General features: G+C 68.1%; 15 protein-coding genes and 1 pseudogene. 5 read left to right on the top strand and 11 right to left on the bottom strand.

Features of this window, described 5'->3' with window-relative positions; translation table 11 throughout:
* Positions 1-72: 72 nt before the first annotated feature.
* Both ACRWNM_RS25050 and ACRWNM_RS25045 read right to left on the bottom strand, forming a co-directional pair.
* On the bottom strand, positions 73-888 hold the full coding sequence (locus ACRWNM_RS25050; protein WP_431970529.1) for an enoyl-CoA hydratase-related protein: 816 nt from the start codon (positions 886-888) through the stop codon (positions 73-75).
* 65 nt (positions 889-953) lie between these two features.
* Complete coding sequence (locus ACRWNM_RS25045) at positions 954-1,607, bottom strand: HAD family hydrolase (protein ID WP_431970528.1); 654 nt, start codon at positions 1,605-1,607, stop codon at positions 954-956.
* A gap of 250 nt (positions 1,608-1,857) precedes the next feature.
* Between ACRWNM_RS25045 and ACRWNM_RS25040 the strand changes: the two genes are divergently transcribed.
* From ACRWNM_RS25040 to ACRWNM_RS25030, 3 genes are all read left to right on the top strand, one after another.
* A complete protein-coding gene (locus tag ACRWNM_RS25040) occupies positions 1,858-2,466 on the top strand; it encodes a TetR/AcrR family transcriptional regulator (RefSeq protein WP_431970527.1) in 609 nt (202 codons plus the stop codon).
* A gap of 140 nt (positions 2,467-2,606) precedes the next feature.
* Positions 2,607-3,500 (top strand): SCO6745 family protein, encoded by an 894-nt coding sequence (locus ACRWNM_RS25035; protein ID WP_431970526.1) that lies wholly within the window; start codon positions 2,607-2,609, stop codon positions 3,498-3,500.
* Between the two features lie 11 nt (positions 3,501-3,511).
* Positions 3,512-4,021 (top strand): thioesterase family protein, encoded by a 510-nt coding sequence (locus ACRWNM_RS25030; protein ID WP_431970525.1) that lies wholly within the window; start codon positions 3,512-3,514, stop codon positions 4,019-4,021.
* Between the two features lie 90 nt (positions 4,022-4,111).
* On the opposite strand, the gene ACRWNM_RS25025 is transcribed toward ACRWNM_RS25030, so the two are convergent.
* The 5 genes from ACRWNM_RS25025 to ACRWNM_RS25005 form a co-directional block, all read right to left on the bottom strand.
* Positions 4,112-5,035 carry an alpha/beta fold hydrolase gene (locus ACRWNM_RS25025; RefSeq protein ID WP_431970630.1) on the bottom strand — a complete coding sequence of 308 codons (924 nt, stop codon included), beginning with the start codon at positions 5,033-5,035 and terminating at the stop codon, positions 4,112-4,114.
* 111 nt (positions 5,036-5,146) lie between these two features.
* Positions 5,147-5,944 carry a class II aldolase/adducin family protein gene (locus ACRWNM_RS25020; RefSeq protein WP_431970524.1) on the bottom strand — a complete coding sequence of 266 codons (798 nt, stop codon included), beginning with the start codon at positions 5,942-5,944 and terminating at the stop codon, positions 5,147-5,149.
* 291 nt (positions 5,945-6,235) lie between these two features.
* On the bottom strand, positions 6,236-7,084 hold the full coding sequence (locus ACRWNM_RS25015) for a 3-hydroxybutyryl-CoA dehydrogenase (RefSeq protein WP_431970629.1): 849 nt from the start codon (positions 7,082-7,084) through the stop codon (positions 6,236-6,238).
* A gap of 158 nt (positions 7,085-7,242) precedes the next feature.
* Positions 7,243-8,136, bottom strand: coding sequence for a TauD/TfdA dioxygenase family protein (locus ACRWNM_RS25010; protein WP_431970523.1), 894 nt, complete (start codon positions 8,134-8,136; stop codon positions 7,243-7,245).
* 43 nt (positions 8,137-8,179) lie between these two features.
* Positions 8,180-9,154, bottom strand: a complete 975-nt coding sequence (locus ACRWNM_RS25005; RefSeq protein WP_431970522.1) for a quinone oxidoreductase family protein — start codon at positions 9,152-9,154, stop codon at positions 8,180-8,182.
* Between the two features lie 251 nt (positions 9,155-9,405).
* On the opposite strand from ACRWNM_RS25005, the gene ACRWNM_RS25000 reads away from it, so the two are divergent.
* Positions 9,406-10,410 (top strand): AraC family transcriptional regulator, encoded by a 1,005-nt coding sequence (locus ACRWNM_RS25000; RefSeq protein ID WP_431970628.1) that lies wholly within the window; start codon positions 9,406-9,408, stop codon positions 10,408-10,410.
* A gap of 74 nt (positions 10,411-10,484) precedes the next feature.
* Here ACRWNM_RS25000 and ACRWNM_RS24995 read toward each other — a convergent pair whose 3' ends face one another.
* The 4 genes and pseudogenes from ACRWNM_RS24995 to ACRWNM_RS24980 all read right to left on the bottom strand — a co-directional run.
* A complete protein-coding gene (locus tag ACRWNM_RS24995; protein WP_431970521.1) occupies positions 10,485-10,901 on the bottom strand; it encodes a pyridoxamine 5'-phosphate oxidase family protein in 417 nt (138 codons plus the stop codon).
* A gap of 76 nt (positions 10,902-10,977) precedes the next feature.
* On the bottom strand, positions 10,978-11,187 hold the full coding sequence (locus ACRWNM_RS24990) for a TOBE domain-containing protein (protein ID WP_431970520.1): 210 nt from the start codon (positions 11,185-11,187) through the stop codon (positions 10,978-10,980).
* 60 nt (positions 11,188-11,247) lie between these two features.
* Positions 11,248-11,376: a hypothetical protein gene (locus tag ACRWNM_RS24985; protein WP_431970519.1), complete on the bottom strand. Its 129-nt coding sequence runs from the start codon at positions 11,374-11,376 to the stop codon at positions 11,248-11,250.
* 128 nt (positions 11,377-11,504) lie between these two features.
* Positions 11,505-12,600: pseudogene (locus tag ACRWNM_RS24980) on the bottom strand (molybdopterin-dependent oxidoreductase); the annotation flags it as partial.
* On the opposite strand from ACRWNM_RS24980, the gene ACRWNM_RS24975 reads away from it, so the two are divergent.
* A complete protein-coding gene (locus ACRWNM_RS24975) occupies positions 12,565-13,152 on the top strand; it encodes a molybdopterin-binding protein (protein ID WP_431970627.1) in 588 nt (195 codons plus the stop codon). The pseudogene ACRWNM_RS24980 and the gene ACRWNM_RS24975 overlap by 36 nt on opposite strands.
* Positions 13,153-13,165 lie beyond the last annotated feature (13 nt).

The following is a 13,165-nucleotide window of genomic DNA, read 5'->3' as shown; positions in this document are numbered from 1 at the left end:
TCGTGGCCGGGGCACCGACGTGGATCCAGCTCTGCGTCGCTGGTCGATGGCGCAGAGCCGGTTCCCGAGAATTCAGTCGACCGAGGCGGGTCCGAGGGGGGCGAAGGCAGGCGGTCTGCGGTCGAGGTAGCTCGTGACGCCTTCGGTCGCGTCCGGATGGGCGAACGCCGCGAGCATCAGATCGTCGGCCAGGGCTACCGCGGCCGCGAAGTCGGAATCCATGGCGCGATGGACCTGGCTCTTGACGATGCTCATCGAGGCGGGGGAGCAGAAGTTCGCCAGGTCGGTCGCGTAGTCGACCGCGGATTGCAGCAGCGTCTCCTGCGGACAGAGGCGGTCGACGAGCCCCATCGCATGGGCCTCGTCACCGCGAATCACTCGGCCGGACAGCAGCAGATCCAGCGCACGGCTGCGGCCGATCACGCGGGGGAGCAGCCAGGCGATCCCGTACTCCGCGATCAAGCCGCGGCGAACGAATGCCGTCGTGAACTTCGCGTCGGGGGTGCTGAATCGCAGGTCGCAATAGAGTGCCTCGACCAGTCCGAGTCCGGCGACCGCGCCGTTGATCGCCGCGATCAACGGTTTGCGTACCGAGAGCGGGAACTCGCGGGGGCGCTGCCGTTCCGGGGCGGTGAGATCCGTCGCCGAACTCGCTGCGGCCAGATCGTCCATGTCCGCTCCGGCGCAGAAGCCCCGCCCCGCCCCGGTGACGACGATGGCTCGGACCTCAGGGTCGTTCTCCGCACCGTCCAGCAATTCGAAGTAGCGGCGCTCGAGCGTGTCGTTCCAGGCGTTGAGCCGGTCCGGCCGGTTGAGCGTCAATATCAGTACCGGGCCGCGTTTCTCGGCCAGAACGGTGTCGGTGGATGCCTGGGCGGTCGTGCTCATCGCCGTGTCCCTTCGTCGTGCTCGCTGACAGGTGCTTCCGGGTGGAGGTCGGTGGATCACCGGGCTCACGATCGGCCGAGAGCGGCCCAGAGCCGCTGAGTGGTGTCCGCCGCGTCGCGGTGCAGGACGCCCGCGAGTCCGGCGCGCTCGGCCGCGACGATATTCTGCGGCAGGTCGTCCACCATCACGGTCGCTTCGGGATCGACATCCAAACGGGCGCAGGCGATGTCGTACGCGCGCCGGGAGGGCTTGCGCACTCCGATCTCGCCGGAGATGGTGACGGCGTCGAACATCGAAGCGAGATCGAATCCGGCGTAGCAGTCGTCGCCCAGTGAATTCGACAGCAGCCCCACGCGGAACCCGGCATCCCTGACTTCGGCCACCAGCTCGATCATGGCGTGGTCGGCGCGCATTCCGGACTGAATACGGCGCACGAGCCCGGTGCCGTCCACCTCGACGCCGTGTGCCCGCAGCCGCACGGCGAAGCCCTGTTCGAACTCTCGCTCGCGCATGCGCCCTTCCTCGTGCGCGACCAGCAGTTCCCGCGCCTCCGCGTCGTCCCTGAACAGGCGCAGCGGTAAGCGTGGGTCGCAGCCGAGCGACTCGCCGAAGGCCTGGAACGCGTCGAAGACGCTGGACGTCAGCACACCCCCGAAGTCGAACAGCACAGCGGTCGCCCGGACGGGGTGCTCGGTGGTTGCGAGTGTCGGACTGGTCATGGGATTCCCTTTCCGCTCGGTGCCGCCGGACCGGACGGGGCGTCATGGTGTCGAGTGCGTGCGGCTGGCGGCGGCGCGGCCGAGCGCTTGGTGCGAGTGTCCAGTTTCGTTTCCGGAATCGAGCGTAGTTGAATCTGAGTTCATGTTCAATCCCGATTGCCGACCGTGAGCGGGCGTTTTGCTCGGCGGTGTGACCCGGCGGGCCATACCGGTCCGCAGGTTTCGGACGGATGGATGCGAGACTGTGCCGGTGACCGGATCAGAAGACCGCTCGCGCGCGGACGAGACGCGAGCACGGCTGTTGGAAGCCGCTGTCGCCGCGTTCGCCGAGCGTGGCTTCCACGGCTCGACGACCCGCGACATCACCTCGATCGCCGGCCTCAGCGCCGCGGCGATCTACGTTCATCACCGTTCCAAGGAGGAGTTGCTCTACCAGGTCTCGCGTGCGGGTCACCAGGACACCCTGGGCAGAATCCGGGGGGCCGTCGCCTCCGCGGACGACCCGGTGGGCCAGTTGATCGCGGTGATGCGGGAATTCTCGATCCATCATGCCCGCGCGCACACCGTGGCCAGGGTCATCAACTACGAGCTCGCCGCGCTGAGTCCGGAACATCAGCGGGAGATCACGGCGATCCGGCGGCTCATCGACCGCGAGGTGCGCAGCCTGATCGAGCGCGGCGTCGCGGCGGGCGTCTTCGACAACCCGAATCCGCGCATGGCGGCGATCGCGCTGCTTTCGCTCGGCATCGACCTCGCGCGGTGGTACCGGGACGACGGTCCGTGGTCACCCGAGGAGATCGGCGACTACTACGTCGACCTCGGCCTGCGCATCGTCGGCGCGCGGAAACGGGACACCTGACCTGCCGCGGATTCGCGGGCTGCGCCCGTGAAGCCACCGACTCGGTGCGACTGCCTCCACTCCATCTCTTGAACTTGACATCGGATTCGGGTAATTGTCGAAGTCGAGTTTTCAGTACAACGAGATATCGGAGCAGTCTCTTGACAACGGTCTCCCCGCACAGTGCTCGTCTGACCTTCCGCGCCCTCGAGCCCATCCACGGAATGATCTACTTCACCCCGCACGGCGCCGACGCGTATCGCGACCTGGGCATCACGAATCCGCGGATGATGTACTTCGCATCCAGGTCCGCTGCCTTCGGTCCGGTGGCGGCCGATGTCACCGTGGCCGCGTTCTTCAACTTCAATCCGGCCGCGGTGCACGCCGTCCTCCCGGCCGCGTGGGAAATCGCCACTCCCGCGGCGATTCTGCGCGCCAGGTCGGTCGCCGCGGACCGATCGCTGCGACAGGCGTGGGGCGATGACGTCACCGGCGCCGACGTGCGCGAGGCCGCCGATCTGGCCCGGCGAGCCGCCGAACGCGCCTGCGAGCGGCCCCAGGGGCGTGCGCTGTTCGCGGCCCACGCGGCGCTGCCCTGGCCCGACGAGCCGCACCTGGTGCTCTGGCATGCCCAGACCTTGCTGCGGGAGTACCGAGGCGACGCCCACGTGGCCCTGCTCGCGACGGAGGGGCTCGACGGTGTCGAAGCGTTGATCACGCACAGTGCGACCGGCGAGATCGCGGCAGAGGTGCTGCGCGTGAGCCGAGCCTGGAGCGAGGAGGACTGGGCTTCCGGCGTGGACCGGCTCCGTGGTCGGGGATGGTTGGCGGACGGGGATCTCGCACTGAATGAGCACGGCGCAGCCCGGCGCGGGGCGATCGAGGAGAAGACCGACGAGCTGGCGGTCTATCCGTACGAGGCGATCGGCGAAGAGGGGTGCGCACGGCTGCGTGCGCTGACCTCGTCGTTGGCGATCCGGGTCATCGAAGGCGGCCTGGGATTTCCGCCTGCGCTGTCGGAGCGCTACCGGCAGATCCAGGCCGGATCTCGGTGAGGCGGGCGAATGTGGCGGCGGTGCGACCGGAGATCACCCAGGTACTCGCGATTCCCCCGGCCGTGGTCAGGGAGATCCCGCCGGAGTTCGAGGACGGCAACCGGCACATGAACGTGACGCACTACTTCGGGCTGCACGGCGAGGCGATGTGGCAGCAACACCGTGCGCTCGGTTACGCCGGGTCGGGCAGGTTCGGTCTGTTCGCGATGGAGCAGCACGTCGCCTATTACCGGGAAGTGCTGGTGGGACACGAGGTCTCGGTGCACGTGTGCGATCTGGGGCGCACCGACAAGGTCATGCGCGGCATCTCGTACTTGGTCAATCGCAGCGTCGGCGAGGTCGCGAGCTCGTTCGAATTTCTGAGCATGAACGTCGATCGGGTGTCTCGTCGCCCTGCGGAGTTCGAGGACACCGTCGCCGGGGCCTTGGACGCATCGATCGCGCGCGCTCGGTCGCTCGGTTTCGGTCCCGAGAACGGCGTGCTCGAATTGCGCCCGACGACGGTCCGGGCGCGGGACTGAGCGGCTCCGGGCGGCGGCGTAGCGGCTTCGCGACGCCGCCGCCCGATCGGGCCGCGCGCTGAAAGCTGTTGCGGTCCCGCTCTCTTCGATTCAGCCGAGGCTGCGGGCGAAGTCGATCAGAGCGGCGTTCACTTCGGCCGCGCGTTCCTGTTGGATCCAGTGCCCCGCACCCTCCAGGATGATCGACCCGCGCAGGTCGGACAGCACGGAGGTCATCTTGGCGGTCGGGGTGAACCGGATGACCGGGTCCTCCGACCCGGCGATGAACAGCGCGGGCCGGTCGATCTTCGCGTCGGCCAGGTCCGCGGTGAGCTCCCAGTTCCGGTCCAGGTTGCGGTAGTAGTTGAGCCCGCCGGTGAAGCCGGTGGCGGTGAAAGTCTCGACGTAGTAGCCCAGTTCGGCTTCGCTCGTCCAGTCCGGGACCGCGGGCTCCGCGCCGACCAGAGCACGGGCGCTGATGACGTCGTCCATGAGCAGGGTGCGTCGCACGTCCGCCGCCAGCGCGGCGTCGGCTACGCCCGGCTCCTGGAACCAGCACATGTAGAAGTCGTCGCCGAGCCGGGACCGCAGGATCGTCATCGGCGGCGCCGAGGAGCGCGGAGTGACCGGAACGCTCAGGCCCGCGACCGCCCGCACCCGGCTCGGATACCGAAGGGCGAATTGCCAGACCACCGACGCGCCCCAGTCGTGGCCGACGAAGATCGCGTCGTCGAGACCCGCGTCGTCGAGCAGGCCGACCAGATCGGCGCACAGGGCGGTGACGTCGTAGTCCTCGATCCGGTCCGGGCGGGCGCTGCCGCCGTACCCGCGCATATCCGGGGTCAGCGTACGGAAGCCTGCCTCGGCGAACGCGAAAACCTGATGGCGCCAGGAAAATCCGAGCTCGGGGAAGCCGTGGCAGAAGACGACCGCGGGCCCCTCGCCGTGGTCGACGACCCGCAACTCGATCCCATTCGTCGCGACCTGGCGGCTGCCGAGTCGCAGCCACTCATCCAGCAGATTGCGTGTTTCCATCCCGGGGTCCACCTCGTGTTCGGATGCTGTGTCGCTCATCGACGGTATTCAATTTTGACGTCGAATTCAACTAGCTCGACGGGTCGTGCGGCGGTGGCTGCCCGCCACGCCTCAGACGAACAGGTCGGGGTCGGAAGCGGTGATCTGATCCCACAGCGGCTGGGCCTGGAACCAGCCCGCACGGTGGGTGCCGACCTGTTCTCGCGTGATCAGAGCCGTCTCCCGGTCGATCAGCTTGGGACGTCCCGCGGCCATCGCCAGGAGCTGAGCCTGGCAGGAGCGTTCCATCGTGATGAACCACCACACGGCCTCGGCCACGGAGTGCCCGACCGTGAGCAGGCCGTGGTTCTGCAAGATGACGGCCTTGCAGGAACCCAGCGCGCCGGCGATCCTGCGTCCCTCCTCGGCTTCGTTGACGACGCCGCGGTAGTCGCTGTAGACAGCGTGGTCCTCGAAGAACGCGCACGCGTCCTGGGTGATCGGATCGAGCGGGATGCCCAGGCTGGAGAACGCCTTGCCGTGTACGGAATGCGAGTGCGCCGCCGCCACCACATCGGGACGGGCGGCATGGACGTGCGAATGGATCACGAAAGCCGCCCTGTTGACGGGCCGGTCGCCATGTAGCACTGCGCCTCGGTGATCCACCAGCACTAGGTCCGAGGCCTTGATATGGCTGAAGCTCATGCCGAATGGATTGACCCAGAAGTAGTCCGGGTTCTCGGGGTCGCGGACGGTGATGTGTCCCGCGACCCCTTCGGCGAAACCGAATCTGCCGAAGAGGCGGAATCCCGCGGCGAGCTGTTCTTTGCGGTACTGGCGTTCGGCCTCGATCGAATCGAACGTCGGCGGCGTCGGCAAGGCCGCGCCTTCGGACTGCGGACCGATGGCTGCGATGTGCGGGGCGTTCACGGAGGCCTCCTGAGGGTCGCGCGGGTGGGCGTCGACCGGTGCGATGGCGTGCCGGTGCGCCGTGGATGTGCGCGCGAGGCCGCCGGGCGGCTCAGTGGCGCGCAGCGCTCAGCATAGGCGAATGTGACGTCAGATTCATGTTTATCCGAAAGGCCGTCGGCGGGGAATCCGGGCGGGCCCACCCCTGGAAACGGGTCGGGCAGGGCCGATGCGGTGTGTCGGTCCTGCCCGATCTCGTGTGATGTCGCCCGTGTCCCCGTCTTCCAGCGTGAGGACGGACGCGACTACGTGTCAGCTGTAGTTGTAGAAACCGCGGCCGGTCTTGCGGCCGAGGCGGCCCGCGTCGACCATCCGGCGCAGCAGCGCGGGCGGGGCGTAGTGCGGCTCGGCGAACTCCGCGTACAGCGACTCCGCGGCGGCCAGGGCGATGTCGAGGCCGACGGTGTCGAGCAGGGTCAGCGGGCCCATGGGGTAGCCGCAGCCGCCCTTCATGGCCGCGTCGATGTCCTCGGCGGTGGCGTACCCCGACTCCAGCATCCGCACCGCCTGGCACAGGTAGGGGATGAGCAGCGCGTTGACGATGAAGCCCGACCGGTCGCCCGCCTGCACGGTGGTCTTGCCGAGGGTGTTCTTCGCGTAGTCGGTGACGGCGGCGGCCGTCTCCGGCGCGGTCACGAGGGTGGAGATGATCTCGACCAGCGGCATCACGGGGACCGGGTTGAAGAAGTGCACGCCGACGACCCGCTCGGGGCGCTGGGTGGCGCCCGCGACCTTGATCACCGGGATCGAGGACGTGTTGGTGGCCAGGATGCCGGACGGCTTGACGATCTTGTCGAGCTTGCCGAAGATCTCGTACTTCAGCGACTCGATCTCCGGGGCGGCCTCGATGACCAGGTCGCGGTCCGCGAACTCGTCGATGTCGAGGGTGACGCGCACGCGGGCGATCGCCGCGTCCGCCTCCTCCTGGGTGATCTTGCCCCGCGCGACGCCGCGAGAGATCGACGCGGCGATGCGCTGCTGCGCGGCATCCGCGTACTCCTGCTTGGTCTCGAGCACGAGCACCGAGCTCCCGGCCTTGGCGCATACTTCCGCGATGCCGGCGCCCATGGTGCCGCCACCGATCACTCCGACCAGCTCCACTGTCATCTCTCCAAACTCGAATCCGTCATCGCTAACGGGACCATCCACAACTCCCCGGTAGCGTACTTTCCTTCGTCTGCCCCCTCTGACGGTAGGAGGAGGTCGCGACGGCCGGAGTGGGGCGCGTCACACGCCGGGTGCACTCGGCCGAGGCGTGCTCAGAAGGTCGCGTCGCCGACGATCCCGGCGCGCTCCATCTTCCGGACCGCGGGCCAGTAGTCCTGGACCGCGTAGTGCTGGGTGGACCGGTTGTCCCAGATGGCGAAGCTGTTCTTCGTCCACCTCCAGCGCACCTGGTACTCGGGGATGCTCGCCTGTCGCATCAGGTAGTGCAGCAACTCGGCGGCCCCCGGGGCGTAGTCGGCGCCGAAGCGCACGTTCTCCGGGGTGTGGTAGTTGACCAGGTGCGTGGTGAAGGAGTTGACGAACAGGATCTGCTCACCGGTCTCGGGGTGGGTGCGCACCACGGGGTGTTCGGCGTCGGGGAACCGTCGTGCGAGGTCGTGCCGCTCGTCGATCGGCATGGCCGCGCCGAAGCTGGCTTCGATGCTGTGCCGGGCCCGCAGGCCGCGAATGCGCTCCTTGACCCGGTCGGGCAGCCGCCGGTGCGCCTCGGCCATGTTCACCCAGATGGTGTCCCCGCCGACCGGCGGTGTCTCCACGCAGCGCAGGACGCACCCCATGGGCGGGTGCTGCCGCCAGGTCGCATCGCAGTGGTAGGCGTTCTCGAAGTGCTCGGGCGGGCTGTCGAGGTCCTTGTAGATGCGGACCAGCCCCGGATGGTCCGGGTCGCTGCCCGCCACGGGGTGGTCCTCCAGCGGACCGAAGCGGCGTGCGAGAGCGACGTGCTCGGCGCGGCTGATGTCCTGGTCGCGGACGAACAGCACTTTGTACTCGAGGAGCAGGGCGCGCAGTTCGGCGAACAGGGCGTCGTCGCGAGCCGCCTGCGCGAGGTCGACGTCGTACAGTTCGGCGCCGATCGTGCAGGTCAGGGGCCGCGCCCCGATCGACCTGCGGACTGTCGAATTCCTCTGGGGGGCAATGCTTGTCATGAGAATCTTCTCCTCTGGGTCGAGTCGTGGCTACGGTTGTGCGTCAGAGCGTGAACACCGAGGAGCCGATGCTCCGGCCGGATTCCAGGTCGCGGTGGGCGTGCGCGGCGTCGGGAAGCTCGTAGCGCTGGTTGACTTCGATGCGGATTCGTCCCGCGGCGACGTGGGAGAACAGTTCGTCGGCCAGTTCGGCGCGCTCGGCGGGATCGGCGATGTAATCCGCGAGGGCGGGCCGGGTGACGAACAGTGACCCCTTGACCGCCAACTGCATGGCATCGATGGGCGGCACCGGCCCCGAGGCCGTGCCGAAGCACACCAGCAGCCCTCGGCGCGACAGCGAATCCAGCGACGACGCGAACGTGGCCTTGCCGATGCTGTCGTACACGACGGGCACACCGGCGCCGTCGGTGATCTCGCGGACTCTGGCCGGGACGTCCTCGCGGGTGTGGATCAGCACGTGATCGCAGCCGTACGCGCGGGCGATCTCGGCCTTCTCCGGACTCGACACCGTTCCGATCACGGTGAGCCCCAACAGCTTCGCCCACTGCGTGAAGATCAGTCCCACGCCGCCCGCGGCGGCGTGCAGCAGCACGGTGTCCCCGGCGTGCAGTGGATGAATGCGGCGCAGCAGATAGGCCGTCGTCAGGCCGCGCATCGTCATCGAGGCGGCCACATCGAAACCGATCCTGTCCGGCAATCCGATCAGATGCTCGGCGGGCATCACCCGCTCGGTGCTGTACGCGCCCAGCGGGCTACCGGTGTAAGTGGCACGGTCGCCGGGCCGGAAATCGCGCACGCCGGGGCCGACGGCTTCGATCACACCCGCGGCCTCGACACCCATGCCCGCGGGCAGCGGCGACGGGTAGAGCCCGCTGCGGAAGTAGGTGTCGGCGAAATTCAGTCCGACGGCTTCGTGCCGGATGCGTACTTCGCCGACGCCGGGCTCGCCCACTTCGACATCCTCCCAGCGCAGCACCTCGGGTCCGCCGGTCTCGTAGAAGCGAACAGCTTGTGCCACAGTGGATCTCCTCCTCGATGCCGCACCGCGATGGCGCGGCGGGTCTCTTGTCTCCGACGAACGGTGTCCGGAATCCGCCATCCACACCCGGCGTGCGCGGGTCGTGACTATCGGCGGCGGAGCTGCGGAAGGTCGTATCCTTTTCCGCTGGTCACCGTCGGGGTATGTCATCCACAGTAGGGCGGGCGAGCCGGAAGTGCTTATCCTTAGGGGACGAGTTCATGTTCATTCCGGGACATCAGGAGGTCGTGTTGAAGCCGCTGGCTCGCTACGCCGCGCTGCACAGTTATGTGGAGCTCGGCCGGTCGCTCGGCATCGACCCGGTCGGGTTGATCAGGGAAGCCGGTCTCGATCCGGCGGGCGTGAGCATGCAGGATCGCTGGGTTCCGGCCGCCGCCATCGCTGACCTGCTCGAACGCTCCGCGCGCGCCTCGGGGCGCGAGGACTTCGGGCTGCGCCTGGCCGAACGTCGCCGCTTCGCCAACCTCGGGCCGCTGAGCCTGGTCATCCGCGATGAACCCGATGCCCGTAGCGCGCTGCGCATCATGTCCCGGCACGAGCACCTGTACAACGAGGCCATCCACACGCGTCTCACCGAGCGCAACGGCATCGCCACCATTCGCCTTGTCCTCGACCTCGGCGAGCCGGGAGAGGCCAGGCAATCGACCGAACTGGCGATCGGCGTGCTGCACGGACTCCTGCGGGGGTTCCTCGGAACCGAGTGGCAGCCAAGGGAAGTCCGCTTCGCCCACGCCGCGCCGCGCGACAGCGGCACCCACCACCGGCTGTTCGGGCCACACGTCGCCTTCGATCAGGATTTCCACGGAATCATCACCTACACAACCGATCTCGACGCGCCGAACGCGATGTCGGACCCCCAGCTCCGGCTCTACGCCCAGCAGCAGTTCGACTCGGCCCCGAGCACTCCGGCCGCGACAACGGTGGATCGGGTTCGCGAACTCATCGAACTGCTCCTCCCGGCAGGCCGCTGCTCGGCCGACCAGATCGCCAGGAGCCTCGGCGTCGACCGGCGCACCATCCACCGCCATCTCGCCGCCGAAGGCGAAACCTTCACCTCGCTGGTGGATGCCACTCGTGCCGAGCTCGCCCAGCATATGGTCGCCAGTCGCCGTCACTCGCTGACCGAGGTCGCCGAACTGCTCGCCTTCTCCTCGCCCGGCAACTTCTCCCGCTGGTTCCGCCAACGCTATGGGTGCAGTCCCACGCAATGGCGTGCGGCTGCTGAGGGGCAGTAGAAATCGTTCTGCCACAGGGCATGTCGTCCCAGGCGAGCACCTAGAGCGGCGGATCGCCGGGGGCGCAACCGAAGTCAGCCCCGACTGGTGCGAGGGAGTTGATCGGTTCGACTCGGCATGTACGGGGGAGCGAGGTTGTACCGGCGGCAGTCGGCGCACTTCCGCGACATCGAGTCGGCCGTGCCCGTGTGGTGGAGAACCGCCTGGGTCGGGACGATCTCGAGGGTGTAATCCCGCAGCGCGGCGTGACCGTCGACGATGAGCACGTGCCCACCCGGCGTGTGGGGCGGCCACAGCAGGGTGACGGCCGGGTTGGCGATGATGTTTCGGCAGGTCACCGGGCCGGGCGCGGCGATATGGAACCGGTCGCTGTCCAGGACGGGATGCTGCGGCGTGGTGTGCGGTCCCCAGTCGCCGATGCTGACCAGGAAGGCGAGCTCGTACCGACCGATCAGATCGACCAACTCGGACGGAAGATGCGGCGCGCTCATTCCCCCAGATTAGGGGAATTTGCGGAAGTATCGCCGTGAATGAGTGATTGTTGGCCTGTATTCACCGTAGATGAGGTTACTCGATACCGAGAGTGACCTCGGTCGCCTTGATCAGAACCTTGACCACCGAGCCCTCGGCGAGGCCGAGGTCGTCGGCGGCGGCGCGAGTGATCGACGAGGTGATCTCGTCGCCTCCCGTGAGGCGGACGCGAACGACGGCCATCGCTTCACCGCGGGTGACCGAGACCACGGTTCCGTCGAGTTGGTTGCGGGTGCTCAGGCGCATGGGCGCGACGATACGCGCCGCCGTCGCGGCCGTTCGGTATCGCCGCGCCGGTCGGCGAGTTCAGTAGACATCGCGCACGTAGCGTTTGTCGTCGGTGAGTCGCTTGACGTAGGCGTCGGCATCCTCGGCCGTCATGTGGCCGTGGTGCGCGACGATCTCGCGCAGCGCGGTGTCGACGTCCTTGGCCATGCGGGTGGCGTCGCCGCAGATGTAGAAATGCGCCCCGTCGTCGAGCCATCTCCAGAGGTGGGCGCCGTGTTCGCGCATCCGGTCCTGGACGTAGACCTTGGTGCGCAGGTCGCGGGAGAATGCGAGGTCGAGGCGGTGGGGAACCACAGCCGTGGCGTCGACCCGTCCGGGTGCGCGCGTACTTCCTGGCTGATGCCGTCGTTGTGGTAGCGGATCGGGTTGCGCGCGGGCCCATCCGGGGCGATCGGCCATTGCAGCGGGCCTTCGCGCAGCCGCTGGTAGCTGACCCCGCGTAGGTCGTAGCCGGTCTTCGGATTCCAGGCCCGCTTGATCTCGTCGAGGATCTCCTCGGCATGCGTGTAGCCGAAGGCATCGGAGTATCCCATCGCACAGGCGATGCGCGCGATGATCTGCCAATCGGGGATGGCTTCGCCGGGTGCGGGCAGCGCCTTCCGCACGAGGGTGAGGTTGCGCTCGGAGTTGATCATCACCCCTTCGCCCTCGACCCAGAGGGTGGCGGGCAGCGTGATATCGGCGTAGGCGTTGGTCTCGGTGTCGACGAAGACGTCCTGGGTGACGACCAGTTCCGCGGCTTCGAGTCCCGCCAGTACGGTCTTCCGATTCGCCACGGTGGCAACGGGATTGGTGCAGATGATCCAGCAGGCTTTGATCTCACCGGCCGCCATCCTGGCGAACATGTCGACGGTGCCGGTGCCGACGTCGGTGCGCAGTGTGCCCTGCGGCAGGTCCCAGAGCCGTTCGACGAACTCGCGGTCGGCGTCGACCAGCACCGACCGCTGGCCGGGCAGGCCGGGGCCCATGTAGCCCATTTCCCGCCCGCCCATCGCGTTCGGTTGCCCGGTCAGCGAGAACGGGCCACTCCCTGTGCGGCAGATCGCACCCGTCGCCACATGCAGATTGATCAGTGTTGGTGTTCCAGGTGCCGTGCGTGGACTGGTTGAGTCCCATTGTCCAGCAACTCATCCAGTTGTCGGCGGCGCCGATCAGTTCGGCGGCCCGCCGGATGTCGTCGGCGGCCAGCCCGGTGATCTCGGCGACCGTGGCGGGCGGGTAGTCGCGCAAGAACTCCGGCATCACCTCCCAGCCCTCGGTGAACTCGGCGATGAACTCCGTGTCGGTGTGGCCGTTCTCGACGAGCAGATGCAGCAGCCCGTTCAGTAGTGCGAGATCGGTGCCGGGCGCGATCTGGAGGTACAGGTCGGCGGCTGTGATATCGGTTGCCGCAAGCTGTGGCGGCTGCCCGATGACCGCGCGCTGCTGCGATCCTGGTTCGAACTCGACACCGACGCGGAGTTCGTCATCAGCGTCGGCGCCACGGGCCGGGGCACGGCCGATCGGCTACGCGACGTGCTCGACGAGATCGGGGCGCACATCCTGATCGACGGCGTGCGCATGCGGCCCGGTGGCTCGCAGATCGTCGCCCGCCTCGCCGACGGGCGGGTCCTGCTGGCGCTGCCCGGAAATCCCTTGGCGGCCATCGCGGCCACGCTGGTGACCGGCAGATCGGTGGTGCGCGCTCTCACGGGCCGCCGCCCGTCACCCCCGCTGCGAGGGTGGATCCTCGACGCGGCGGCGCCGGACCGTGAACTGACCCGGGTCGTGCCCGCCTGGCAGGTCGACGGCGGCGTCTGGCGGACCAACGGTGCGGTGAGCACTCCGCATCTGGCCGATCTGCTCGGCGCGCACGCACTGGCGCTGTTGCCACCCGGGGTAGGCCGGGGTTCTCTGGTCGAGATCCTGCCGCTCCCGCACTGAATCACACCGCAGG

Source organism: Nocardia sp. bgisy134 (genome assembly GCF_965341865.1).
GTDB lineage: Bacteria > Actinomycetota > Actinomycetes > Mycobacteriales > Mycobacteriaceae > Nocardia.
This window is presented reverse-complemented; position numbering and strand designations above follow the sequence as displayed.

Excerpts from the sequence above, each read along its gene's own strand:
- ACRWNM_RS25050 (WP_431970529.1), bottom strand. The coding sequence starts at position 888 with ATGAGCACGACCGCCCAGGCATCCACCGACACCGTTCTGGCCGAGAAA.
- ACRWNM_RS25045 (WP_431970528.1), bottom strand. The coding sequence starts at position 1,607 with ATGACCAGTCCGACACTCGCAACCACCGAGCACCCCGTCCGGGCGACC.
- ACRWNM_RS25025 (WP_431970630.1), bottom strand. The coding sequence starts at position 5,035 with ATGGAAACACGCAATCTGCTGGATGAGTGGCTGCGACTCGGCAGCCGC.
- ACRWNM_RS25010 (WP_431970523.1), bottom strand. The coding sequence starts at position 8,136 with ATGACAAGCATTGCCCCCCAGAGGAATTCGACAGTCCGCAGGTCGATC.
- ACRWNM_RS24995 (WP_431970521.1), bottom strand. The coding sequence starts at position 10,901 with ATGAGCGCGCCGCATCTTCCGTCCGAGTTGGTCGATCTGATCGGTCGG.
- ACRWNM_RS24990 (WP_431970520.1), bottom strand. The coding sequence starts at position 11,187 with ATGCGCCTGAGCACCCGCAACCAACTCGACGGAACCGTGGTCTCGGTC.
- ACRWNM_RS24985 (WP_431970519.1), bottom strand. The coding sequence starts at position 11,376 with ATGGCCAAGGACGTCGACACCGCGCTGCGCGAGATCGTCGCGCACCAC.